Genomic DNA, 23,501 nt, shown 5'->3' with positions numbered 1-23,501 from the left:
ACTTGCAAACTCGCAACCTATTTACTTAACTCCAAAGTCAAATAAATTGAATCTGGGTCCTCGTCAGTAAAGGCCAGGAAGCCATCGTTGTTATAGTAGCCAGTTAGCCCAGCTACGCCAGGATATTCCACGCCGCGCTGCAATGGCTGCGGTAGGAAAAAGTATCCGTTCTGGTCTGTCTCGGCGTAGGTGTACACGCCAGCATCGGTAGGGTCGTCTAACCAGGCGTCTAAATCGGTACCGGGCTGCAAGATGAAGATGACCGCGCCGCTCAACGGCTTGCCGCTGTCGGCATCAATAATTTCACCTTCAACGACCACACTATCTTTACTATCATTGTTGTTACCTGTGTTGCCGGAATTATTGGCTGTGGTGCCGCCAACGGCCGTTTCTGCCAAGCCCACAAACTCTAGCCCATCCCCGGCATAAATTTCTACTGCATAATTGCCATTGGGAATCGGATCGCCATAGTTATGGAAGTAAAACGCCGTACAGTCACCAGACGACCCCTCATTCCACTCAAAGACAGACGTAGTCATAAGCTCATCTTCGAGCCACCAGGCCACCAATACCTGCTGCCCGTCAGTCAATCCGCTGAATTCAAAGACGGCTACAGTAAACGTGGTGTTGCTGGGGTAACTGTTGCGGGGGCCAATTGGGCATTGATCTGCATCGCTATAATCATCTGCCCAAGTGATGAAACTGAACTGCTCCTGGCCCGTGCCGGGAACCACATAGGGACTAGCGTAGCTATTGCTCACCTCTGCTGCTTCCAGCATGGGCAAGGCGTAGTTGATGGCGCGCAGGCGGTTAATAGCTCCACCAATCGCCTCCTGGCCAAAGGATGGCACGCCGATGATTTGTCCAGCGGCATTCACGCCCAAGCCACCGGAATTTCCGGGGGAGATGGTGGCGTCTGTTTTAATCCAGGCGCGATCACCGACGCGGTTTTGGCTCTCGAAGCCCGCCACATTACCGCGTGTGAAGGTAATCGTTTCACCACCCGCTCCGGGGTAGCCCAGAATGCGAATTTCTTCGCCCAGGCTGATTTCGTCAGAGTTGCCAATCTCGACAAAGGGTAAGTTTAGCGATGACAGATCAAGCGCGTTGCTGTCCAAGTCGGCCGTTACTTTGATGACAGCGAGGTCAAGCGCGCCGTCGGCGGCGGCCAGTTCTGCAATGTACATCTCTGTTGGGGGCTGATCGGCCGAGGCGCTGAGAGCAACCACCAATTGGTCTGGCTCATCGCTAAAGAGCAGCTCTGGGTCGTTGTACAGGGTAGCCAGGCCGGGCGCAGACGGGGCCGCAACGTGGGCATTGGTCAAAATGACGCCATCTGGCGAGACAATGGTGCCTGATCCCGTCCAGACGGTTTGAAGACGGCCGTTTATCACCTGCTTGGCAAAAATCTGAACCGTCGCTGCCTGGAGCCGCTCAATCGGAGTCACATCGCCGCTGTTGGTGTTGCTCGTGTTGCCGTTGTTATCGCCAGATTCGGGCTCGGGCGTGGGTTCCACCGCGACGGGCGTCGGCTCTGGTTCTTCCGTCGGTTCCGGGTCGTCGCCATCGTCATCATCATCGTCCCGAGCACGAGGCGTGGGGGTCTCTTCCAACGCAGACCCTAGCTGGCATGCCATTGCCGTGAACGAAAAGAGCAGCAGCAGTAAAAAGAGCAGTTGCAAAGGGGAGTTTTGGAGTCGTTTCATGCCTTACCCTCCTGTGTTTGTCATAGATTGGGCAAATCGCTGGAATGCAGGCAGTGCATCCGCAAATGATTCGCTTTCAGCTTCTAAAGAAAGAACGTTGACCCGATCACCTTCTGGGAAGTAGTAATCCAGCCCTTCAATGACGTGCGGAATGCCGGGTGAATCCAGATCAACGCGGGCAAAGCTCACCTTGTACCCATCGCGTCCGGCAAAGACGATTGGCTCGGCAGACAAGACGCGGTAGCTGTCATCCAGCCGGGCGCGAGCCAGGTTGCGGTTCTCGGCCAGCGCGGCTAAATCCGGGGCCAAATCGGGTTCGGCAGGCAGTTGGCTGACGCGGTACAGTTCATCAATCGCCAGCGGATTTCGCGCCACAAAGAGCAGATCGCCTGCGCCTTCTTGCACCAGCCAGCCATCGGGTACGTTTACGGTTAGGCCGCTAACTTCTACGGTGCGGGTGGCGTTTTGTATGGCCGTTTTCACCTGCCAGCCGATTAGTAAACTCAAAATAACCAATCCCACCACCAGCAGCGCGGAGCGGCGCTCGTGGGCCATGTTTTGTTGGGGAACGCTTACAGGAGTCATCTTAGTCACCTCCGTGCACGGCCAAATCGTGCTGAATTGAGCGGGCCAGGAACCAGGTGACAACGCCAGCCAGCACAGCCGCCAAAATCAGCCCAATCCAGTTATTGACTGCACCCAAATTGCCCTGGCTCAAGTTGCCACGCAGGAAGGTGAACAGGCTGTTTAGGGCAGCAGCAATGGTTAAACCGAGCGGCATCCACCAGAGCGGCCGTTTCTCAAATTTCATCCGCCCTAAAAAGTAGCCCACAATACCGGCAAAGCTGGCCTGAGCCAGCGTCGTCAGCACCATGCGAATCGCTCCGGAGCCTAAATCTACGCCACCAGAGCTAACCACAAAGTTTATGTTGAGCATGACGGCAAAACCAATGGCAACGGCCGTTGTATAAATGATGCCATCAATGGACTCATCAAAATCATCTGCGTAATAAACAGAAAAGCGAACGGCCGCATATTTCAAAAATTCCTGAATCATGCCCACAATCAAAAAGCCGCCCAGCAGCTGTGCCCACGCGGGGCTGCTGCTCAGCCAGGCTGGCACGTCAAACACACCTTCCACCAGGGGAATGCCCACAGCGCTTGCCAGCAGGCCGCCCAAAATCACCATTTGCACCACCAGATGCTTGGGTTCCGGCTCTAACCGGTCTCGCCGGTAGAAAAAGGCCAGCCACACAACGGCAGGCACCAAAGCCATCACAATGCCGGTTAGAACAAGGGTTGTGGGGGTAAATTGGGGCTGAAGCCACGCTTCCAGACCAAAGATGGCCAAAACAAACAGGATGAGCAGCACAATCGAGGCAATATCTGCTTGCCACAGGCTGCTGCGTTGTCGCCAGGGTCCACTCATAAAACACCTCCTACAGTTTGGGGTTGTCGCCTAGTGAAATTTCATTTCACCTCAGGTCATTGTAATGGAACGGCCGTTGTCGTCAACCACTATTTACTTTAAACCACAAACGATCTTAAATCGATCTAGAAACGTGATGAATGTCAATACGGAATCCCTCTAGTGACTTCCGCTAGTCCCAGTACCATCGTTAGCAGCCATTTGCCAATGCCTTGCCTCTACTGGTCATCCCGCACCGACGGCCGTTCTCCATAACAGTACTTTTCCCTCATTGCTTGTCACACGCAAAAAATCTAACCTCTTTTGTCAGTAAGAGGCTTTTCGTCACATAGAGTCTTTGCAACTGTTTCGGGTGAAGTACGCCAATCCCATCAGAATAATTGACAGACAGGAATCCACTTCCTGCAAGTAATATCCAACCACGGATTACCCCTTCATTTATAGTCGTTTGCAAATAGATGAACCATCTACTTGCTGCAAGGCGGATTTATATTGAGGAAAAACACCGCTCATTTTGCAAAAGCAAATGATAAATGGATCAGGGGGCTCCAATGAAAACCAAGCACCTATTAACTACAACTTTTTCACACAATCATCCAACTAGACCTATCTTTAAGGCACTGTTTATCATAATCTTGCTGTTTGGTTACGCAACAGTGCCAACAGCAAAAGCCGATCTGCCACCAGAAACATATTATCAGGGTATTGATACAGGTGTGAATGGTGACGATGTCGGATCAGCAGCCTTACCCATTGGGTTTAACTTCACCTTTTTCGGCAACACATACAGCGATTTTTATGTCTCTTCAAATGGATATGTTTCTTTCAATAATAATGATCTAACAGACTACACTAATGACGACATCGCGCATAATCGTAACCCAGATAACTATATTGCCCCCTTCTGGGACGATACAACAACTTACAATAGCCAAGACCAATTTATCTATTATCAGACCATTGGCACTGCGCCAAATCGCAAACTAATTATTCAATTTACCAATGTTGGATTTTGGAATGACCCAACACCTTTAGGCACGTTTTTTGTTATCTTGTATGAAGGAAGCAATAATATACAGCTTCAATACCGCTATTTAGTGGGTGACAATATTCGGGCACATGGAAGTTCTGCAACCGTTGGTATAGAAAATGCAAACGGGTCGGCAGGAGTCAAATATTCATACAACACAGAATCGCTCTCCAGCGAACAAGTTATTCTCTTTACACCCAATGGTTCAACCTACGACGTATCTACTGCACCTTATGAAGGGGTTTTGCTAGGTGCTGGCGCTTCACCAGCGCCAGACATCCCCGTTCAAACAACACCCCTAAATGGGTCAACTGTGTCACTCACCCCAACCTTTTCATGGGCAGCAGCCGCCAATGCAACCAGCTATGAATTACGAATTGATAATAATTCAAATATGGGATCGCTGGAGTTGAATCCGACTGGCCTTACAGGAACTTCTTATACGCCCCCTGCCCCACTAGACATTGATACATATTATTGGATAGTCATTGCCCACAATGCCGATGATAGTACCTGGTCTGAACAATGGGTGTTCACAACGAGTGATACGCCCCCACCACCTCCTCCGGGGGTACCGCTGCTCACGTCTCCTGTTCAGGATGAGACTAATGTTACTTTATCACCAATATTTTCATGGCAAACTGCTTTAAATGCGGATGAATATCAATTGATTGTGTCTGAGCAGTCTGATCTAAGTTCACCTGTGATTAATCAAACGGGCATTATTAGCCCTACAACTTCGTACAATGCCAGTGGGCTTAATACAGATACCCTCTACTATTGGGCGATTATTGCCAGTAACGTCACAACAAGCACACAATCTTCAACCCGTAATTTTACAACGCTGCACATTAATACGCTGCCGACTGCTAACGATGATTCTGATTCAGTGGTTGAGGACAGCGGCACAACGCAGATTGACGTTTTGGCTAACGATTCTGACCCAGATTCTGGCGACACGTTGAGCATTACCGCTGTGGGCGCGACGGATAATGGTGGAACGGCCATCCACAACGCTGGCCAAATTGACTACACACCTGCACTCAACTTCGTCGGCACAGAAGTGTTCACTTACACGATTTCCGACGGCAACGGCGGCAGCGACACTGCTACCGTAACCATCACTGTCACCGATAGTCCAGTCAATGATGCACCGACAGCCAATGACGATAGCGCAAGTGTTGTTGAGGATAGTGGAACCACCCAGATTGACGTTCTCGCCAATGACACCGACCCAGATTCGGGCGATACGCTTTCAATTGCTGCTGTGGGTGCTACTGATAATGGCGGAACGGCCGTACACAACGCAGGCCAAATTGATTACACACCGGCTCTCAACTTCGTCGGCACCGAGGTGTTCACCTACACAATTTCCGATGGCAATGGCGGCAGCGACACCGCAACGGTGATTGTGAATGTTGGCGGCAGCAACGATACCCCAGAAGCGCAAGACGACGCCCCGGTGACGAACGAAGATACAATGGTGATGATTGATGTATTGAGTAATGACACAGACCCGGATGGTGATTCCCTCTCCGTTACCAATGTAAGTGATGCTGCACACGGAACGGCCGTTAGCAATGGCAACCAAATTCAATACACGCCCGATCCCAACTATTACGGAACAGATATCTTCACATACACAGTTACAGACGGCGAGTTTAGCGACGTTGCTACCGTCACCGTCACCATCATCTCGGTCAACGACGCGCCAGAAGCCAATGACGATGCGGCAACAACAACCGCTGGAACAGAAATCACCATTGAGGTTCTTAATAACGATGATGATCCCGTGGAAGGAAGTGGCTTAACGCTTGTCTCAGTGAGTAATCCAGCAAACGGAACGGCAACAATTAGTGGAACAGAGATATTGTACATACCAGATGATGGATTTACCGGAACCGATCAGTTCTCGTACACCATTTCAGATGGCACAACGACGACAACCGCAGTTATTACCGTTACAGTAAATTATGCGCTTATCTTCTTGCCATTCGTCATCAACAACTAGGCAAAATAGATCCCATCAAAAAGAAAAGGTGACAGCGGCTAAACGGCCGTTTCCACCCCTTCTTTTCTTCTCGTCAAATCCAGCTCAATTTCAGACTCCGTCCCGTCCACCGTGCGCTTCATCAGGTAGGGTAGCTGATCAAACAGATACCACATCGGTTCGTTATCGTTTTGCACCAGCCCCACTACAGAATCTGCACCAGTAATTCTTGCCAGTTCCAGCACCATCGTTAGCAGCCGCTTGCCAATGCCCTGCCCCTGCCGGTCATCCCGCACCGACATAGCAACTTCCGCCTTGTTGTCAGACAGCCACACAATCCGCGCCGCACTGACAGCCACTTCACCCTCGCCCGGCAGATCAGAAAAGGCAATGAGACCTAGCTGCTCTTCAGGAACGGCCGTTGCAATCCTCTCTGCCTCATCCCACGCTTGTTCAGCCGTCACATCATCCATTGGCTGGTGAAATCGCCGATACCGACTCTCCGGCCCCATATGTTCAAACAAATCCACCAGATGCGCGGCGTCCTTCTGGCGCAGCAAACGCACCCACACTGGTAGGCTATCTTTCGATTCAAATCGTTTTGCTAATTGTGTTGCTCCCATCATCACAATTTACCTCCACAACTATAACGCAGTGCGTTATGAACAGAAAGAGTAACACACAAACACGCCAAAATCAATAAGCAGCCCATAAGAAATTGTAGAGGCGAGACAGACGGAAACAGATCATGCCAAGCAACACAATGCCTCTACCGCCTGTCTCGCCCTTTTGCACATAAAAAGCAAATCCCCCAACCCTGCAACCTTTCCCCCAACCCTGCGTATAAACCAGTGTACCGCCACATCGCGGCCATTCCTGCATTGTGGCACCAAATATAATTACCAAACAGAAAATCTGTAAACGAAATCTGCAAAATCTGTGGATAAAAATCTTTGCAAGGAAGGTATACGCAATAATGAGCCCGAAAAAGAAAACCGACAAATATCAGGAATTAAAAGTTTCCCTCGAAACACTTCCCCATATCAGTCCCGCCCAGGTAGAACATTGGGTACACATGCAAAAAGTCATTGACCAAACACGCGATTACCTCATTCGCGCCGTGCCTCAGGCACAGCAAAGCGTGGACGAAGCGCAAAAGATTTTGGCTCAGCGCACCTACACCCTCGTCTTTTTTGGCGGAACAGGCGTGGGCAAAAGCACCCTCATCAATGGCCTGCTAGGGCGCAATTTATTGCCAACTGGGGCAGTAACGGCCGTTACCGGCACCATCGTCTACATCGAACAAGCTGATGAAGGGGAAGCTGAATCCCTCGTCCTCACTTACTGGACGCAAGACGAATTTGCCCAGCGCGTGCGCCGCCTCTGCCAACTGGCCGAGATTGACGGCTTCGACATCATCAACGACGGCGAGCGCGAGCAAGCCCGTGAAGCCATTGAGCAAATCATGGAAGACAGCTCAGACAACGCCAAAACCGAGCGTGATGAATATTTAGAAATCCTCATTGACTGCATTGACTCCTACGAAAACAACAACGCGCTCTACGCCGACGGCCCCCCAGCTCCCCGGAGCCTGGCCCTGGACAACGAAGACTCTCTCCGCCACCTGCGCGAAGACGGTTTCAAAGGCAGCCAGCAGCGTCAAATTCGGCTCATCAAGTCCGCGACCTTCAAAATTCAGCCTAAAAACGGGCAAGAAAGCTTGCTCATGAACGGCTACCTCCGCATTGTGGATGTGCCTGGCTTGGGCGCTGGCATGAAGCTGCACGAAGCCATCACCCTGGAAGAAATGAAGCGCGAAGACGCCATGATCGTCCTCGTCACTGACGCCGGACGCCAGCGCGTGGATGAGTTGAAATCCCTCTCAGCCGTCAACTGGATTAAAGAAAATCGCCTCTTTGGCCTAAGTGGTGGCGATTTGGATGAAGCCGCCAGCAAAATCTTCCTGGCCGTCAACGGCGGCAACGTACGCCAAGCCTTCGACCGCCTCAACTCTGGCTTGCCAGAAGCAGAGCTGGAAGTGAAAGAAGTGACTCGCTACATCGCCCCCAACTACTGGGAGCGTTACCGGGATCGCGGCAATAATCGGCCGTATTTCCTGGTCATGGCTCCACCTGCCCTTTACGTGCAGGACCCAGACAACGCTCCAGAAGAATTCGCCAGCGAAACCGAGCGCATTCTCAAGGTTTTCCGCGACCAGTTAGGCAAAGTTAATTCGACTGACCCACTGGATCCAGAAACGGCCGAATCCCTCCTCAACCTCAGCGAAGTGCCGCTCCTGCGTGAAAAGCTGATTGCCTTCATTAAAACCGAGCGGGTTCGCAGCCAACTCCGAGAAGCGGCCACCCGCATACGCAACAGCCTGCAAGCCTTGCGTTACTACTATGAGAAGCAACTGGCGCATCGCGGTGTACACCCACCCTTCGCCAATAGCTGGGAACAGCTGCAAGAACGTCGCTTTGAAAATGTACTCATTCGCCAGCAAAAAGAGCTGCCGCGTGCCTTCCACAATGCACTTTTAGAGCTGAACAATCGCACCAACAGCGACGCTCGCTTCCGCAACACCTTGCGCCCCACGCTCAATGGCATCAAGGGCATGGTGCAAGACGCAGTCCAGCGTGAAGTAGAAACATTGTTGGAAAATTATGGCACCGAATATTGGGATGACCGAGACGTAACCTACGATAACCTCATCTGGGGAACCAGCGGCATCGAAATTCCGATCAAGCGCATTCTTTTCCAGGTGGAGCTCATCTTGCAGGATTCCGTCTCCAAGTTCATGCCAGAAGCGGCCGATGTGATTGCCGCCGAGCTAGAACGCACCCTGGAAGCACACGAGATTCACAGCCGCCTGCACCGCGCTGCTTACGAGCAAGAGTACAGCTACGCTATTCCCGGCGAAACGGCCGATGGCCTAAATCTGGATGAGGCGTTCAACGTTTTAGTAGAGCGCGTCGGGCGCAACTTCCGGCATGTTTGCCAGCAGGCCACCATGTACGAGCTCATGAAACCAGAACGCTCTGTCCACCATCGGCTAGACGCTGGTGAGCGCGAACTGTCGCTGAACACCAACGAGCGGCTGCTGGATGTGGCTTTGCACGGTGTGGACTCTGTTCGGCAGGAAATGGCAGTGAACATGCCCGCGGCTAACAACACCCAGCAAGCGGCCGAAGCGGTGGCCGATGAGCCAGAAATCAACATCTCGATCCTGGATGAACCAGCCCAGCCCGCTGACGATCTGGGCATTAGCCTACTCGGTGAATCTGGTTCAGAAACACCGCAGGCAGATTTTGAGATGAGCTACGCCGACAAGCTGGACAACGTGGCTGTCAAGGTCAACCGTATCTTTGGCGAGATTCTCAATGACCTGTTCAACGATGACGACCTGCTACCTCGGTTGCGCCGCCTCTTCTGGCTGGAAGCTACCAAGGCCGAGCGAGACTTCAATACCCACATCGTCAAGCCAATGCTGAAGCAGCATGATCGCAATCTGCAAAAACCAGAACTGCGCGAAGCGATGGAAATGGATTTGGAAAACGTATCCGATCTGGAAGAGCTGATGCGCGTCTGGGACGGCCTGCACAAGCTGGAAACTAGCCTAGCGATCTAATTTTACCAAAGGTGACAGTCACTTCGGAAGTGACTGTCACCTAATTACGACGTAGGAACGTCTCATGACAGACCTTGCAACAAAACCTTTGCTAACACAACTCGATGATGCCCATCTGCCAATTTTTGCGGTACGGCTGACCGACTGGCTCATTGCAGACTTGAACAAAAGTGAGGAGCCAGTCGCAGATTTCACAAAATCGCGGGCAAAAGCATTGTTACTTGCGGCAGGCGTGGTGGATGACCCCACCATGCACGATTTTGCACGATTGGTAGCTGGGGGCAGTACGGCCGTTCGCATTGCCCTCCACGACTTACTCACTGAAACTGGATTGGCTGAAAACGAAGAAGTCGCCGCACTATTAACCGCAAGCACGGCTATCTCCAACTCCGATACGACTGTTTCCTGGCTGTCACTATCCATCGCCGCCCACGCCTGGAAAAGCGGGTATCCGCTCTACCAGCTCGATCCGGCTTCACCGCCGGGCGAGTACAGTCCGGCAGGGCAACTGGTAAAGCGTGCGGCCACATTTTTGCGACACCAAATTCAGCGCAGCGCCACCGAGCGAGACAAACTAGGCAAGAAGTTAGCCTATGCCCCTGGTGACGGCACACCCAATCTGGAAACGATGGCTGATGGGCAACCAATCGCACCCGTGCCACCTCACTTCCGCCCGCCAATTCCGGTGAACTACCCAGAAGTGGCGCGTGAAACGCTGCAAATCAACGAGAGTGAACAACAACCTGCCCAGAGCAACGTCACGCGCAACGCGCCGCTCACTATCACCAGCGATGACATTCCTGGTGAAAGTCAGCAGCCCGTGCGTATGCCAGAAATCCGCATTCGGGCAGACCAGGTGCCTGCAAGACGGCAATCACCGCCAAGCCAACCCCGTCCGCAGCCGAACAGAAGCAGTAGTGGGAATTTGGGAACGGCCGTACGTCAACGGTTCCGGCGCGATAAAGAGCCACTTCGCAGCACCAAGCTGCGCGTCATTGTGCAGGATGTGCAGGATGGCCCGGGACTGTACGGCATTCAGGTGCAGGTGCGCTGCCAGGGCATCAAAGCCCATGTAGCAGGCACCACCAACCGCGATGGCGTTTTCTTGTGCGAGCTACCGGTGCGCGTTCACTCCGGTCTCACCTACGATGTAGACGTGACTTGGCCCCGTGACCTGGGCGGCGAAGTAGAGCGCAAATCGGTCACGCTAAACGTAGATAGAACTGAATTCAAGCTGCCCTTTTTCCGGCGTTTGTCCTAAAAATAAATCACGAATTTGACGAAAAAGCGAATTTCATGAATAAAATAAGCTGTACTCATTCGTGTCATTTGCCCAATTCGTTCCATTCGTGTTCAAAAATTGTAAATTGAACTATGTCTGAAACACCTGAAACAATCGTCATTACTGACCCCGATAGCGACCGCTACCATACCTTTGGCTACATTAGCTGGTGGCAGCAGGAGGTGGTACGTAACGCCACCATCCTGGTAGTCGGTGCAGGGGCACTCGGTAATGAGGTACTCAAAAATTTAGCCCTCATGGGCATTGGCAATATCATTATTGCCGATTTCGACACCATCGAAGACAGCAATCTCAGCCGCTCTGTGCTGTTCCGCGCTTCAGATCGTGGCCGCCGCAAGGTAGATGCCGCTGCTGAACGTGTGAAAGAACTAAACCCGGACGTCAACGTGAAAACGTGGCACGGCAATATCAACTTTGAGATGGGTCTGGGCGTGTTTCGCCACGTAGACGCCATTGTTGGCTGCCTAGACAACCGGGAGGCGCGACTTTCCATCAATCGCTTTAGCTGGCAAATAAATCGGCCGTGGGTGGATGGGGCTATTCAAGAGCTGATGGGCATTGTGCGCGTATTCTGGCCCGGCCAGGGCGCATGCTATGAATGCACCCTTACCGACCTGGATTACCAAATTATCAATCTGCGCTACTCCTGCCCGCTGCTGGCGCGGCAAAACATTTTGCAGGGCAAGGTTCCGACCACACCGACCAGCGCCTCGATTGTAGCTGCGATGCAGACGCAGGAAGCCTTAAAGCTCATCCACGACATGGAAGTGCAGCCGGGCAAAGCGGTGATGATCAACGGCCTGACTAACGACATCTACACCACGGAATACCCAGTTAAAGAAAGCTGTATGAGCCATGCGATGTTGGAGCCAATTGTAGCACTGGATGGGGCTACGGCCGTTTCCACCACGCTCGCTGAATTACTAACTATCGCTAGAGAGCAGCTGGCCGATGATGCCGTGCTGGAATTCGACGGTGAAATCGTGACTACCATGCACTGCCTCGACTGTGGCGAAGAGTTTCCTATCTTCCGTAAAATGGCGCGACTGTACGAAAATGAATCCGCCTGCCCCAACTGCGGCGGGCGGCGAGAAATGAGCATGACCCACCGTGTAGACGGCAGCGAAGAGTTCCTGAACCGCATATTGGCAGAGATGGACGTACCGCCCTTAGGCATCATCCGCGCCCGCAGCGTTAGCAAAAAGGAAAGTATTTACCTGGAGCTAACGGGCGATAAAGAGACATTTTTAAAGTTTGACTGAACCGTGCAACTGGAAAAGGCAAACTGCGTATTAGAAAGTGTATTACCTAGTTGATTTGAACCTAACCCACTCTAAATTCAAGCGAGTGGTTCAAGAAGCAATTCAACCAAAACGAATGGAGGCTATCATAAAATGGCAAGCATAAAAACAATTATCTACGATCCTACCGGTTCCAAGAAAACCCCGGTAGAACTCCCAGACGACGTACCAATGCGGCGGTTGATCCCTGCACTGGTAAGCAAAATGGGCTTACCGACCAGCCAGGGCGCGAATCCCATCACCTATCGCCTGGATCATCGTTCCTCTGGCAAGCGGCTAAGTGAAGATGAATCATTGGCCGATGCTGGCGTGGTCGAAGACGATATTCTGAGCCTGTTCCCCGAAGTTACGGCCGGTTAATCGGTAGACGGTGACCGGTATCCAGTAAATAGTATTCAGTGAGAAGCGAGAAGGTGGGGCATTTCTTACTTCATCCTTCCGCTTTTTGCATTCTTTTGAGGAAACAATGTCCTTTGATATTCGTGAAACCAGACTACGAAACGATTACAAACAGATTCGGGCGCTGGTGAATCGCAGCGAATTTATCCACATTCTTAATACAGATGGCGATCCCGTGGAGAAATATTTGATCCAGTTTACTTGTAAAGGTGTGGAGAAAATCAATTCCGCGGGGAAGCCGCTGCTGCGGGAAAAGCATGAGGTGACGGTTTATCTCCATGCGGAGTACCCGCTGAAGCAGCCGCAGCTCAAGTGGAAAACGCCCATCTTCCACCCCAACATCCACGTAACAGGGGCGGTGTGTATTGGGGCGTGGTGGCCTGCCAAAACGTTGGATGAGCTGCTGCTGACGCTAGGCGAGATGATCCAATACAAGAACTTCGATCCCAAAGACCCGATGAACTCGAAGGCGGCTGCCTGGGCGCTGCGACACAAGCAAATTTTCCCCATTGACCGGCGTAGCTTAAAAGGGCAATCGCTGGAGGACTTGATTGTGCTTGGGGAGGAAGAATCGGATGAACTCGGCATCAACATCCTTTAACGGCCGTTCTACCGCCACAACTCCCGAACCCATGATTGGCCAGCCAGAAATTGACAGCTTACCAGAACGGCCGTTAGCCAACCTGACTAGCAACGCCTACCTACATGGCCAACAGCCTGCCGAGAATCAAGTGATCGTTGCTCACCATCAGCAGGCACTCAGCCAAATTCGGGCGCACAGCGTTAGCAATTTACGCTCAGAGTTGGGCGGCGTGCTGTTGGGCCACGCCTACCGTGACGGCGAGCAGCTTTGGGTAGAGGTCATGGCCGCCCTGCCCGCCCGCAACGACGACCACGGGCCAATCCATTTCACCTTCACTGCCGATGCCTGGAGCCAAATCCACAACGAACGCGCCAAAACATATCCCAATTTGGAGATTGTGGGCTGGTTCCATACGCATCCGGGGCTGGGTGTTTTTTACTCCAGCGATGATGTAGTGGTGCATACGGCCGCTTTCACGTTACCGTGGCATGTGGGGCTGGTGGTTGATCCATTGGGCAATACAGCCAGCTACTTTGGCTGGCAAGATGGGGAGCTCACGCCCATCCCTGGCTATTTTGAGCAACTAGACGTGCAAGAGACGCCCGTCGCCCCCTGGCGTGTAGCCCAAACCGAAGTGTGGCACACACGCGAAACCGAAGAATTCTATGCCTCTTACGAGGAGCGTCAGCAAGAAAGCGGCATGTTGCGCGCTGCTTACGGGCAGGAACGGCCGTTGGCATTGTCTAATGCAACCACTTTGGGCATTTTGGGCTTTGTCATTGGGTTTTTTTTGCTTTTTGGCTGGGTGGTCGCGCTCAATCGGCAGATCAATAGCCTGGAAAGCGTCATCGTCGGGCTAGCCGATGAAACGTCGCTGAATGCGGCCGTTTGCCCCAACGAAGCCTTACGCATTCTGGCACCCACCACCACAGGAACAGCACAGGGTGGGCAAGATGTGGCAATTTTTGGCACGGCCGTTTTGCCAGAGGCTACTCGATATCAAGTTGAATTCCGACCCGCTGGGGGGGAGGTTTGGCAATTAGCAGGCGTGCAGCGTCGCCAAACAGATCTGGGCTTGCTAACCCAGTGGGACACCAGCGAGCTGCCCTTAGGCCTATACGACCTGCGCTTAACGGCCGTCGATCGCCAAAATATCCCCCTCCCTAACGTTGCCAACTGTCAAATCGCTGTTGAGTTGGTGGCTGGCGGCTAGTTGCTGGTTGCTAACAATTCAACTAGCTACTAACCACTAACAACTATTTACTAAATTTTTTATGACTGAATCAACAACGGCCCATTACGTGGCGATAATTCAAATTCATTTGCCGGGGCAGGATACGGCCGTATCCGCCAATATCCGCCTCACCCCAACCGAACTGGTTTCTGTGGGAGGCAGCTATAAAACGCTGCACGAATGCACGCTGGCCGAACTGCAACAGTTTGCCGACCAGATAGAAGCGGAAGTGTGGCAAACATACCGTGAAATCAGGCTGGCCGAGCTAGCTAAAGACAGCGACGTGAAGATGGCGATGGACGTGGTAGATGCAGAAGGCGAACCAGTTGCCCCCTCACGCGAGTGGCTGGCCCAGATGGTTGTGGAAACGGCCGTACCTGCCATCGTGGAGGCAGAAGAAGCCGAAGAAGCTGCACCTGCTGAAACCGAACCTGCCGAATCCGATGACGCTGCTGAAGAAAATGTGGCAGAAACGGCCGTTCCCACCGAAACAGAGCCGGAACCGGAGGATGAGTCATCAAGTCCACCCGTTGAGCCAGCGGATGACGTAGACAACATCATTGTTTCTGAGCCAGAGCCAGTACATGAAGAAGTAGAAGCCCAACCGGACCCTGCCGAGAGCAGTGCGGTGATTGCCCCCAGCCGGGCGCGAGTGCGGCTTGCCGGACGGTATCTGCCCGTAGGCGATCCCACACCAGCAGCGGTAGACATCACCATTGAAGAGCCAGCCTTGCGTGCTGCCCAGGCCCACGCCCTCAGCAGCCTCAACCGCGAGGTAGCGGGCGTGCTCATTGGGCCTCGCCCAGAAAAACAGCCAGACGGCCGTTACCGCGTTCACATCCTGGACACCATCATTGCCAAATACACGGTGATGCACGGGGCCAGCGTAACGTACACGCCAGAAAGCTGGCGCTACATGACAGACAAGCTGCACGAACGGTATCCAGATGAAACGGCCGTTATCGTCGGCTGGTATCATACCCATCCCGGCTTCGGCATATTTTTATCGGGGATGGATTTATTTATTCACCAAAACTTTTTTACGCAGATTTGGCACGTAGCCTACGTGCTAGACCCGCGCGCCCAAACCAGCGGCTTTTTTAGCTGGAACCGGAAGAAAACCGAAGTTGCCCGGCACAGCTTTCATTGGCCGGATTGGGCAGCAAGCTCCTGGTAATCGGTATTCAGTGTTCAGTAATCGGTGATTCAGTAACCGATAACGGTTTACCGTTCACCGATTACTGCTATAATGCACAAAATGGACGAACAAGAATTGCCCCCCCTCACCATCACGAATAACGACATTGAGGCAGCCAACCAGCTCAGCCTGCATTGCCCCATTTGTGCCAATCCGGTAGAGAAGTTTGTGGATGACCGGGATTTACAGCCGGTGCTGTGTGGCAAATGCGGTACCTTGTACCACAAAACGTGTTGGGAACTGGGCGGCGGCAAATGTGCCGTGTTGGGCTGTGGGCATGACAAGTTCAGGGTTCACGGCGTGCCGACCAACCCCGTACTGAGCATTAAATATACAGATTTGCCACGGCCATCGGCAAACGGCCGTTCCAGCCAAACCAAGCGCCTAAAAGACCAACAGCGGCGCGAAGTAGAACAGTTACGCCGTCCTAGCTTGCTACAACGGTTGTTCAGGTGGCTCCTGGATCAAATTAAAATCGGCTAAAAAAGATTGGAGGTTAAATCTCCAATTTCCAATCCCCCATGCTCTCCCCCGTTACCATCACCAAGCAATCTCCCTTTTTGGGCGAAGAGTGCTCGCTTTGCAAAAATCCGTTTGCCCCCGGCGATGAGGTGGTGATTTGCCCAGAAGATAGCAGCCGCCACCATACGCACTGCTGGCGAGCCAACGGCAGCAAATGTGCCGCCTACGGCTGTAGTGGGCATGGCGAAATTGAGGCACCAGAGCCTACAGAACCGGAGCCATCCCCAGAAGCAACCGACGACCAGCCACTACCCACTGAACCAAACCGTCTCCAACGCACCGCCCGCCGTTTTGGCTGCGGGCAGGGCTGCCTGCTTGTTGGCATTGCCATTGCCATCATCTTCTTTTCGATTGGCTGCTTTGGGCTGTGGGCGATTGCGGATTATATCATGCTAGAGGTGCTGGGCTGGCATTATCGCGTCCCCGAAGCCGGAGCCATCTTACCTCAAATTGTACTTTGGCTGATCTGAAAAACGGAACACAGAGAAGGCATGGAGAATCACGAAGACAAAATATCTCTTTATTCTCTCTGTTCTCTGTGGCAAAAAAACCTAAGCATCTTGCCAGAGGTCAGCTTCGCGGGCGTGTTTGTAGGCGGCCAGCGTCCAGTCTCGTGCTTCGTGGTGGTCTACGATAGGTTGAGGATAATCGCTCCCAATTTGGCAGTTGGCACCTTTTTGTACGAGCGGGGGCATTTTCCACGGTTCGTGGATGTAGTCGTTAGGCACGTCTGCCAGTTCGGGCAGCCAGCGGCGGATATATTCGCCGCTGGGATCAAACTTTATGGCCTGGGAGGTTGGGTTGAAGATGCGGAAGTAAGGCGCAGCGTCCGTGCCAGTGCCGGCAGTCCACTGCCAGCCGCCATTGTTTGCCGCAGGATCGCCGTCTACCAGATGCTGCATGAAGAATTTCTCTCCCCAACGCCAATCAATCAGCAAATCCTTCACTAGAAATGAGGCAACGACCATGCGAGCGCGGTTGTGCATCCAGCCGCTGCTGGTAAGCTGGCGCATAGCCGCATCTACAAGTGGGTAGCCGGTACGGCCGTTACACCACGCCACAAATTCATCCTCTTCATTGCGCCAAACGATGTGGTCATATTCTGCACGGAAGCTGCGCTGGAGCACATGCGGAAAGTGATGCAAAATGTGCACGTAAAATTCGCGCCAAATAAGCTCACTGAGCCAGGTGTCGGCTCCTTTGCGGGCTTCTTTGGTTGGCGCGTTTTGTAAACAGGAAACGGCCGTTACCACTGCCTGCCGCGCCGACAGCATCCCAAAACGCAAGTAGGGTGATAGCTGCGACGTCCCATCCACCGAAACGATGTTGCGTTCCGCAGCATACCGATCAATAGTGGCCTGGGCAAACGTTTGTAGACGACGTTGCGCCTCCGTTTCCCCAGGTTCGAATGGCATTTCTGCTGGCAACTCTGGTTTGGTTGGCAAGTCGTCTGATTGGATGGCTTTGGGCGAATTGATTCTGTCTGGTGCAGGCAAAATATCAGATGCTTGGGGCAACGGCCGTGCCAACCACGCCTTCTTCTTAAACGGGGTAAACACGATGTACGGATCGTCATTTTGCTTGAGAACCGTACCAGGAGGGTGCACCACAATGCCCGGCGTTAGCGTGAGCGGCAACGATTCACCAATTTGGGCATCACGGCGGCGAGCGTAACCAGTGAAATCTTCTTCAGCAAAGATCGCTTCTGCACTACTTTCTGCCATGATTTTTGAGAGGATTTGTTGGGGACGGCCGTAGCGCACAATCAATTGGCTACCGCGCAGGTGCAAATCGGCATCCAGTTGCCGCAAGCCTGCCCACAAAAAAGCGTATCGTTTCTCGCCTACATAGGCAGAATTCTCAAAAAAGGGGTCAATGATAAACAGTGGTAGCACCTGAGCTGCAGCGTTAATTGCCGCTGCCAGTGCCTGGTTGTCACGCAGGCGCAAATCACGTCGAATCCACCAAACGGCCGTTTTCATTTTGAATGATACTCACTTTAAGAGATACTAGGTCACGCTATTTTGTTCACATTTTGCCTAGAAAGGATAGACTCAATGAGCGAAAATTACCAGACTTTATTACAAAAAGTGTATGAAATTCATGATATTGGCAAGGCAATGGCAGTGCTAGGCTGGGACAAAGAAACCAACATGCCAAAGGCTGGCACCGAAGCCCGCATCCAGCAATTAACCACGCTGCGCCGTCTGAACCACGCCATGTTTACAAGTGATGAGATGGGTGAGCTAATTGAGAAAGCAGCGGCTGATCTCCAAGATGCCCCCTACGACAGCAACGAAGCCGGCCTAATTCGCCTGCTGCAACGCAATTATAAAGAAGCGCGGCTGCTGCCAGCAGAATTTGTGCGCCGCGTGAGTGAAGTAAGCGGCAAGGCACACCCAGCCTGGGTGGAAGCGCGTGAAAACAATGATTTTGCTCATTTCCAGCCGCATCTTGCAGAAGTTGTTAAGCTAGTGCAAGAAATGGCCGAACTGTATGGCTACGAGGATGAAAAATATGATCCGCTGTTAGATCAATTTGAGCACGGCATGAAAACGGCCGAAGTTCGAGCCATCTTCAACGCCGTAAAAGAAGAATTGATTCCGCTGCGCCGAGCCATTGATGAACGAGGCGCAACCCTAGAGGACAGCATCGTCCACCAACCATTTCCCATTGATAAGCAGAAAAAGTTTGCTCGCTACATTGCCGACGCGGTGGGGTATGACTTCAGCCGAGGACATTTAGGGACGGTGGTGCATCCATTTGCCACCAGCTTCAGCCGCAATGATGCTCGGATCACGACGCGCTGGTACCCAGATTTTCTCAATCCATCTCTGTTTGGCACCCTACATGAATCGGGACACGCCATCTACGAGCAGGGCACGCACCCAGACCTGGCACGCACACCGCTAGCGCGGGGCACGTCCAGCGGCATCCACGAATCCCAATCCCGCATGATTGAAAACATTGTGGGGCGCAGCCTGAGCTTTTGGCAGGCGCATTACCCCAAATTGCAGTCCCTCTTTCCAGAACAGCTAGGCAACCATGATGTTGTCGCTTTTTACAAAGCGATTAACAAAGTACAGCCGTCCTTCATTCGCGTAGAAGCGGATGAGTTGACCTACAATTTCCACATCATTTTGCGCTTTGAGCTGGAGCAGGCCATGCTCAACGGCGATTTAGCGATAGCAGATTTACCAACGGCTTGGAACGACAAGATGCAAGAACTGCTTGGTGTGGTTCCCAAAACGGATTCAGAAGGCTGCTTGCAAGACGTGCATTGGTCAAGACCTATGTTTGGTTACTTTCCTACCTATGCTTTGGGCAATCTATATGCGGCGCAGTTTTATGAAACGGCCGTTTCCCAAAACCCCACCATCGCCGAAGAAATGGCACAGGGCAAGACCACAGCTTTGGTTGCTTGGCTAGGGGAGAATATTCATCAGTACGGCCGTAAATTCACCCCCGCTGAACTGGTACAAAAAGCAACGGGCAGTCCGCTCACGCATGAATCGTTCATGCGCTACGTAACCCAAAAATTTAGCCAGATTTACGAACTTTAGAGTGAGTATTCGATGCCAGGGCACGGGGCCAGAAATATTAGGGCAGGTAAAACCGTTTGCCCCGTGTCCGGCACCGATTTTTAGACGAAAAAGGTTCCCCGAATCCGCATGACGCCCACAAACACCAGCGCCAACACCAGAACAACTACAATCAGGTTATTGCGGAACTTCTTGGCACTATCCTCCGATTTGCGCCAGGCGGCATTGCTATGTGCTAATACGAGCGCAATGATCATCGTGGTAGCATGCTCCACCGCTACGCGATCAAAACCGCGATTAAAGAGCAAAATTAGCCCCATGAGCAAGTTGATGTCAATCAGGATCACCAAAACAGACATGAGTCGGCGGTCAAGCTCTTTGTATTCAGCCTTTTGTATTAAGCCCAAAGCAAATTTAACAATCACAACAATGGCAATGAGGGCAACAAGCCAGCGAACTTCGCCATGAATGGTACGAACAATCTCCACTAATTACTCCTTATTTCTCGCATGTCATGCCTGCGAAGGCAGGCATGACAGTTGCCTGAATCGTTGTTTTCTTTATCTCAATCATTTTCGGGGGGAACGACCGTATCCTCTTCCGCTTCAACCCGCTTGTTCGGGTCAGGAAACTCCACCAACACCCGTGACACTGCTCGCCCCTCCACTGCTAACACACGAATTTGTATTCTTTCATTGTAAACAACTTCATCCCCCACGGCAGGCGGCCGTCCCAATTTAGAAATGACCAATCCACCCACCGTTTCCACATCCGGCAAATCCTCTTCTTCGCCCCAAAAGCCATCATCAAAATCATCCACCAGATATTCACCCTCGGCCTCAATAACGCCAGGGCCAAGCTCAAGATAAGGCTCCTTCTCCTGATCAAACTCGTCCCGCACTTCGCCTACAACCTCTTCAACCAAATCTTCCAGCGTAACAATGCCATCCATGCCACCAAACTCATCCAGCACAATGGCCATATGCAGCTTTTGCCGCTTGAACGCAGCCAAAAGCGTAGGCACTGGCAAATCCTCTGGCACGGCCGGTGCGGTACGCAACACCAAGCGCAAATCGAAACGACTCTCCGGGCGCAGAGTTTGCTTCACCAAATCTTTCAGGTGCAAAATGCCCACAATGTGGTCTCGGTCCCCTTCATAAACCGGAAAGCGGCTGTGGCGACTCTCAGTTACAATGCTCAAAATCTCCTGGCGCGACACATCCAGCGGAATCGCCTCCACCTTTGTGCGCGGCGTCATCACCTGAGAGACAGTCCTATCGCTGAAATCGAAGATGTTCAGAATCATCTCCTGCTCTTCTTCATTCAGCAGCCCACCCTCCGTACTTTCAGTCACAATTAGCTCCAATTCCTCCGGCGATAGCACCCGATCATGTCCCTCCGCAGGCGGAATGCGGAACAACCTGAGCATGGCAATACCTACGCGGTTTAAAATTGTCACGGGATAATTCAAAATCCAGCGGGCAATTGCCATTGGCGTATTGAGCAAAAGTGCCATACGTGGGGCATCAGACAAAGCCAAAGATTTTGGCACCATCTCACCAATCACGACATGCAAATACGTGAGCAAGCCCAGCGCAATTAGGTAGCCAATCGTTCCAACCAGCTCATGCGAAGGTTCAAACCATAAATTTTCTAAATATGGCTCAATAAAATGGGCAATTTGTGGCTCCCCATACATAGCTAAACCAAGCGAAGCAATGGTAATACCTAACTGGGCAGTGGCAATGTATTGGTCTTGCTTTTGACGAGATTCAACGGTATCCAGCACGCTTTGTGCTTTGCTTTCGCCTTCATCCACCATCTGCTCTAGCTGGGTGGGGCGCACACCAATAATGGCAAATTCGGCCATTACAAACAGGCCGTTGAGCAGCACCAGCAAAATAATGACAACCAGCGCTACCAATAAGGTGCCAATGGCCGAGCCTGTTGCTTCCGCCGCTGCCGCAGAAGCGATAACGCCAACGCCTGGTAGAGAAATTGCCAACAGCAAATATTTAGTCATGGTCGGCCACCTCCCACTCAATGAAAGGTTCCTCGGTGCTTTGTGAGACAGGCAGCTTCAACGACACTTCTGAGACGCTGGTGTCGTCCATGCCCTCAACGCGAATGGTCACTTTGTCGAAGGCGACGGTATCTCCCACCTGAGGTGGACGACGAAGCCCACTAAATACAAGCCCGCCCAACGTATCTGCATTTTCTTCTGGCAGGTGCAACTCCAGATATTCGTTGACGTCGGTTACCAGCAAATCACCGCGCAGGTAGATACGGCCGTCCTTATCTTTCGCTATCAAAGCCGTTTCATTGTCAAATTCGTCTTGCAACTCCCCAAAAATCTCTTCGATGAGATCCTCGAAGGTAATCAACCCCACCGTGCCGCCATATTCATCAAACACAATGGCCAAATATTTTCTGCGGCTGTTCAACCGCTTCCACAAATCAGAAACGGGCATCGTTTCTGGCACAAAAACAACCTCGCGCAAAATAGAACTCAGTTCTTCGCTTTGCTGATTATGCAAGCGGAACAAATCCTTCACATGCACAAAGCCGATAATGTCATCTATTGATTCTTTGTAAAGCGGAATGCGGGAGAACCCAGCATCCAACGCAATTTTCATTAACTCTGTCACACTGCTGCTCGTGGGGGCAGCAATAAGTTTGGTACGGTGCAGCATCACCTGTTTGGCGGTTAGGTCTCGCAAGCGAAAGGTGTTCCGCAGCAGAATTCGCTCTTCATCACTGAGCAAATCCTGTTCGTGGCTCTCTGTAACCAGCAGCTCAATTTCTTCTGGGGAATGTGCGTGGCCGCTTTTCTCTTTCATCGGCCGTCCCATCAAGCGCAATAATATATTTCCACTCCCATTAAACAAGGCTATCAACCCCGTGTAGGTAATCACAAACTGGGTAATCCGCATGGGAATCGTTACCGCCATCGCCACTGTTTCCGGGTACTGGATGGCAACCGATTTGGGGAATAGCTCCCCCATAATCACCTGCAAAATGGTAATCAAAATCAAAACAAGCGTTACAGAAATTGAAGTCGCCGCCGGTTCTGCCCACCCCGCCGTAGATTCTATGCCAATGGTCGCTAAGCTTGGCTCCAACGCCGTGAGCAAACGGGTAAATGGCTCGATGAGCAGTTGGGCAATCACGCTTTGGCCGTAAGCCCCCACCACCAATGAAGAAATGGTGATACCAATCTGGCAGGTTGCCACATACGTATCCAGCTTTTTGCTGTCTTGCATAATGGGCAGCAGCAGTTGGGCCATGCGGTTGCCCTGCCCGGCCATTTGGCTAACGCGCGTCCGCCTAGAGGATACCGTGGCAAATTCGGCCGCTACGTAAAGTGCATTGAAGAAAATCATGATGGCCACAACGGCCACTATTGAAAGAATCGTTAAGAACATCAGCTATTTTTGCTGGCACTAACACCAGACATGACAAATGCCCACCTCTCAGGGCGGGCTGCCCACTTCAAGAAGTGGGCTACCAATAATGAATTGCTCAAACACACAGGGGAAACTGGGTGAGGAGGGTCAGGCGGCTCAGACATCGAGTCGGTCAACGGGGCCCCCTCATACATATCCGACACAGCAACCAGGCAAACTGAAATGAGTT

Annotated in this window: 19 protein-coding genes; 11 read left to right on the top strand and 8 right to left on the bottom strand. The window is 52.2% G+C overall.

Translation table 11 applies throughout. The features are described 5' to 3' along the window. Positions 1 to 17 precede the first annotated feature (17 nt). The 3 genes from ACOQPM_RS23135 to ACOQPM_RS23125 are packed head-to-tail and all read right to left on the bottom strand — an operon-like array spanning position 18 to position 3,135. Positions 18 to 1,706 carry a trypsin-like peptidase domain-containing protein gene (locus tag ACOQPM_RS23135; protein WP_420630758.1) on the bottom strand — a complete coding sequence of 563 codons (1,689 nt, stop codon included), beginning with the start codon at positions 1,704 to 1,706 and terminating at the stop codon, positions 18 to 20. Between the two features lie 3 nt (positions 1,707 to 1,709). Further along, on the bottom strand, positions 1,710 to 2,291 hold the full coding sequence (locus ACOQPM_RS23130) for a hypothetical protein (protein ID WP_420630757.1): 582 nt from the start codon (positions 2,289 to 2,291) through the stop codon (positions 1,710 to 1,712). A gap of 1 nt (position 2,292) precedes the next feature. Further along, positions 2,293 to 3,135 carry a PrsW family intramembrane metalloprotease gene (locus ACOQPM_RS23125; protein WP_420630756.1) on the bottom strand — a complete coding sequence of 281 codons (843 nt, stop codon included), beginning with the start codon at positions 3,133 to 3,135 and terminating at the stop codon, positions 2,293 to 2,295. Positions 3,136 to 3,791: 656 nt separating this feature from the next. On the opposite strand from ACOQPM_RS23125, the gene ACOQPM_RS23120 reads away from it, so the two are divergent. Further along, on the top strand, positions 3,792 to 6,176 hold the full coding sequence (locus tag ACOQPM_RS23120; protein ID WP_420630755.1) for an Ig-like domain-containing protein: 2,385 nt from the start codon (positions 3,792 to 3,794) through the stop codon (positions 6,174 to 6,176). A gap of 38 nt (positions 6,177 to 6,214) precedes the next feature. On the opposite strand, the gene ACOQPM_RS23115 is transcribed toward ACOQPM_RS23120, so the two are convergent. Then, positions 6,215 to 6,781, bottom strand: coding sequence for a GNAT family N-acetyltransferase (locus tag ACOQPM_RS23115; protein ID WP_420630754.1), 567 nt, complete (start codon positions 6,779 to 6,781; stop codon positions 6,215 to 6,217). Positions 6,782 to 7,131: 350 nt separating this feature from the next. Here ACOQPM_RS23115 and ACOQPM_RS23110 point away from each other — a divergent pair, with 350 nt between their 5' ends. The 9 genes from ACOQPM_RS23110 (at position 7,132) to ACOQPM_RS23070 (ending at position 16,793) form a co-directional block, all read left to right on the top strand. Continuing rightward, entirely contained in the window at positions 7,132 to 9,783 is a 2,652-nt protein-coding gene (locus ACOQPM_RS23110; RefSeq protein ID WP_420630753.1) for a dynamin family protein, read from the top strand. Positions 9,784 to 9,847: 64 nt separating this feature from the next. Beyond that, positions 9,848 to 11,044: a hypothetical protein gene (locus tag ACOQPM_RS23105; RefSeq protein ID WP_420630752.1), complete on the top strand. Its 1,197-nt coding sequence runs from the start codon at positions 9,848 to 9,850 to the stop codon at positions 11,042 to 11,044. Between the two features lie 113 nt (positions 11,045 to 11,157). Continuing rightward, positions 11,158 to 12,348 (top strand): ThiF family adenylyltransferase, encoded by a 1,191-nt coding sequence (locus tag ACOQPM_RS23100; RefSeq protein WP_420630751.1) that lies wholly within the window; start codon positions 11,158 to 11,160, stop codon positions 12,346 to 12,348. Between the two features lie 132 nt (positions 12,349 to 12,480). Continuing rightward, positions 12,481 to 12,747 (top strand): EsaB/YukD family protein, encoded by a 267-nt coding sequence (locus tag ACOQPM_RS23095; protein WP_420630750.1) that lies wholly within the window; start codon positions 12,481 to 12,483, stop codon positions 12,745 to 12,747. Between the two features lie 106 nt (positions 12,748 to 12,853). Beyond that, positions 12,854 to 13,387, top strand: a complete 534-nt coding sequence (locus ACOQPM_RS23090; RefSeq protein ID WP_420630749.1) for a ubiquitin-conjugating enzyme E2 — start codon at positions 12,854 to 12,856, stop codon at positions 13,385 to 13,387. Next, entirely contained in the window at positions 13,362 to 14,582 is a 1,221-nt protein-coding gene (locus tag ACOQPM_RS23085; protein WP_420630748.1) for a Mov34/MPN/PAD-1 family protein, read from the top strand. Before ACOQPM_RS23090 ends, ACOQPM_RS23085 begins: the two co-directional genes overlap by 26 nt. A gap of 61 nt (positions 14,583 to 14,643) precedes the next feature. Further along, positions 14,644 to 15,780, top strand: coding sequence for a Mov34/MPN/PAD-1 family protein (locus ACOQPM_RS23080; RefSeq protein WP_420630747.1), 1,137 nt, complete (start codon positions 14,644 to 14,646; stop codon positions 15,778 to 15,780). 81 nt (positions 15,781 to 15,861) lie between these two features. Next, on the top strand, positions 15,862 to 16,284 hold the full coding sequence (locus ACOQPM_RS23075) for an RING finger protein (RefSeq protein WP_420630746.1): 423 nt from the start codon (positions 15,862 to 15,864) through the stop codon (positions 16,282 to 16,284). Between the two features lie 38 nt (positions 16,285 to 16,322). After that, complete coding sequence (locus tag ACOQPM_RS23070) at positions 16,323 to 16,793, top strand: RING finger protein (RefSeq protein WP_420630745.1); 471 nt, start codon at positions 16,323 to 16,325, stop codon at positions 16,791 to 16,793. An 81-nt stretch (positions 16,794 to 16,874) separates the two neighbouring features. Here the strand turns inward: ACOQPM_RS23070 and ACOQPM_RS23065 are convergent, their stop codons facing one another. Further along, complete coding sequence (locus ACOQPM_RS23065) at positions 16,875 to 18,305, bottom strand: cryptochrome/photolyase family protein (protein WP_420630744.1); 1,431 nt, start codon at positions 18,303 to 18,305, stop codon at positions 16,875 to 16,877. 75 nt (positions 18,306 to 18,380) lie between these two features. On the opposite strand from ACOQPM_RS23065, the gene ACOQPM_RS23060 reads away from it, so the two are divergent. Then, a complete protein-coding gene (locus ACOQPM_RS23060; RefSeq protein WP_420630743.1) occupies positions 18,381 to 19,886 on the top strand; it encodes a carboxypeptidase M32 in 1,506 nt (501 codons plus the stop codon). Between the two features lie 80 nt (positions 19,887 to 19,966). On the opposite strand, the gene ACOQPM_RS23055 is transcribed toward ACOQPM_RS23060, so the two are convergent. The 3 genes from ACOQPM_RS23055 to ACOQPM_RS23045 all read right to left on the bottom strand — a co-directional run bounded on the left by ACOQPM_RS23055 (position 19,967) and on the right by ACOQPM_RS23045 (position 23,290). Beyond that, positions 19,967 to 20,353, bottom strand: a complete 387-nt coding sequence (locus tag ACOQPM_RS23055) for a hypothetical protein (protein WP_420630742.1) — start codon at positions 20,351 to 20,353, stop codon at positions 19,967 to 19,969. A gap of 77 nt (positions 20,354 to 20,430) precedes the next feature. After that, positions 20,431 to 21,888, bottom strand: coding sequence for a hemolysin family protein (locus tag ACOQPM_RS23050; RefSeq protein ID WP_420630741.1), 1,458 nt, complete (start codon positions 21,886 to 21,888; stop codon positions 20,431 to 20,433). Next, on the bottom strand, positions 21,881 to 23,290 hold the full coding sequence (locus ACOQPM_RS23045) for a hemolysin family protein (protein ID WP_420630740.1): 1,410 nt from the start codon (positions 23,288 to 23,290) through the stop codon (positions 21,881 to 21,883). The genes ACOQPM_RS23050 and ACOQPM_RS23045 overlap by 8 nt, the downstream gene beginning before the upstream one ends. Positions 23,291 to 23,501 lie beyond the last annotated feature (211 nt).

This window comes from Candidatus Leptofilum sp. (assembly GCF_965223525.1).
GTDB lineage: Bacteria > Chloroflexota > Anaerolineae > Promineifilales > Promineifilaceae > Leptofilum.
This window is presented reverse-complemented; position numbering and strand designations above follow the sequence as displayed.

Coding starts and splice junctions, on each gene's coding strand:
- ACOQPM_RS23075 (WP_420630746.1), top strand. CDS start 15,862: ATGGACGAACAAGAATTGCCCCCCCTCACCATCACGAATAACGACATT.
- ACOQPM_RS23135 (WP_420630758.1), bottom strand. CDS start 1,706: ATGAAACGACTCCAAAACTCCCCTTTGCAACTGCTCTTTTTACTGCTG.
- ACOQPM_RS23115 (WP_420630754.1), bottom strand. CDS start 6,781: ATGATGGGAGCAACACAATTAGCAAAACGATTTGAATCGAAAGATAGC.
- ACOQPM_RS23050 (WP_420630741.1), bottom strand. CDS start 21,888: ATGACTAAATATTTGCTGTTGGCAATTTCTCTACCAGGCGTTGGCGTT.
- ACOQPM_RS23070 (WP_420630745.1), top strand. CDS start 16,323: ATGCTCTCCCCCGTTACCATCACCAAGCAATCTCCCTTTTTGGGCGAA.
- ACOQPM_RS23065 (WP_420630744.1), bottom strand. CDS start 18,305: ATGAAAACGGCCGTTTGGTGGATTCGACGTGATTTGCGCCTGCGTGAC.
- ACOQPM_RS23045 (WP_420630740.1), bottom strand. CDS start 23,290: ATGTTCTTAACGATTCTTTCAATAGTGGCCGTTGTGGCCATCATGATT.
- ACOQPM_RS23085 (WP_420630748.1), top strand. CDS start 13,362: ATGAACTCGGCATCAACATCCTTTAACGGCCGTTCTACCGCCACAACT.
- ACOQPM_RS23090 (WP_420630749.1), top strand. CDS start 12,854: ATGTCCTTTGATATTCGTGAAACCAGACTACGAAACGATTACAAACAG.
- ACOQPM_RS23130 (WP_420630757.1), bottom strand. CDS start 2,291: ATGACTCCTGTAAGCGTTCCCCAACAAAACATGGCCCACGAGCGCCGC.
- ACOQPM_RS23105 (WP_420630752.1), top strand. CDS start 9,848: ATGACAGACCTTGCAACAAAACCTTTGCTAACACAACTCGATGATGCC.
- ACOQPM_RS23080 (WP_420630747.1), top strand. CDS start 14,644: ATGACTGAATCAACAACGGCCCATTACGTGGCGATAATTCAAATTCAT.
- ACOQPM_RS23100 (WP_420630751.1), top strand. CDS start 11,158: ATGTCTGAAACACCTGAAACAATCGTCATTACTGACCCCGATAGCGAC.
- ACOQPM_RS23060 (WP_420630743.1), top strand. CDS start 18,381: ATGAGCGAAAATTACCAGACTTTATTACAAAAAGTGTATGAAATTCAT.
- ACOQPM_RS23110 (WP_420630753.1), top strand. CDS start 7,132: ATGAGCCCGAAAAAGAAAACCGACAAATATCAGGAATTAAAAGTTTCC.
- ACOQPM_RS23125 (WP_420630756.1), bottom strand. CDS start 3,135: ATGAGTGGACCCTGGCGACAACGCAGCAGCCTGTGGCAAGCAGATATT.
- ACOQPM_RS23095 (WP_420630750.1), top strand. CDS start 12,481: ATGGCAAGCATAAAAACAATTATCTACGATCCTACCGGTTCCAAGAAA.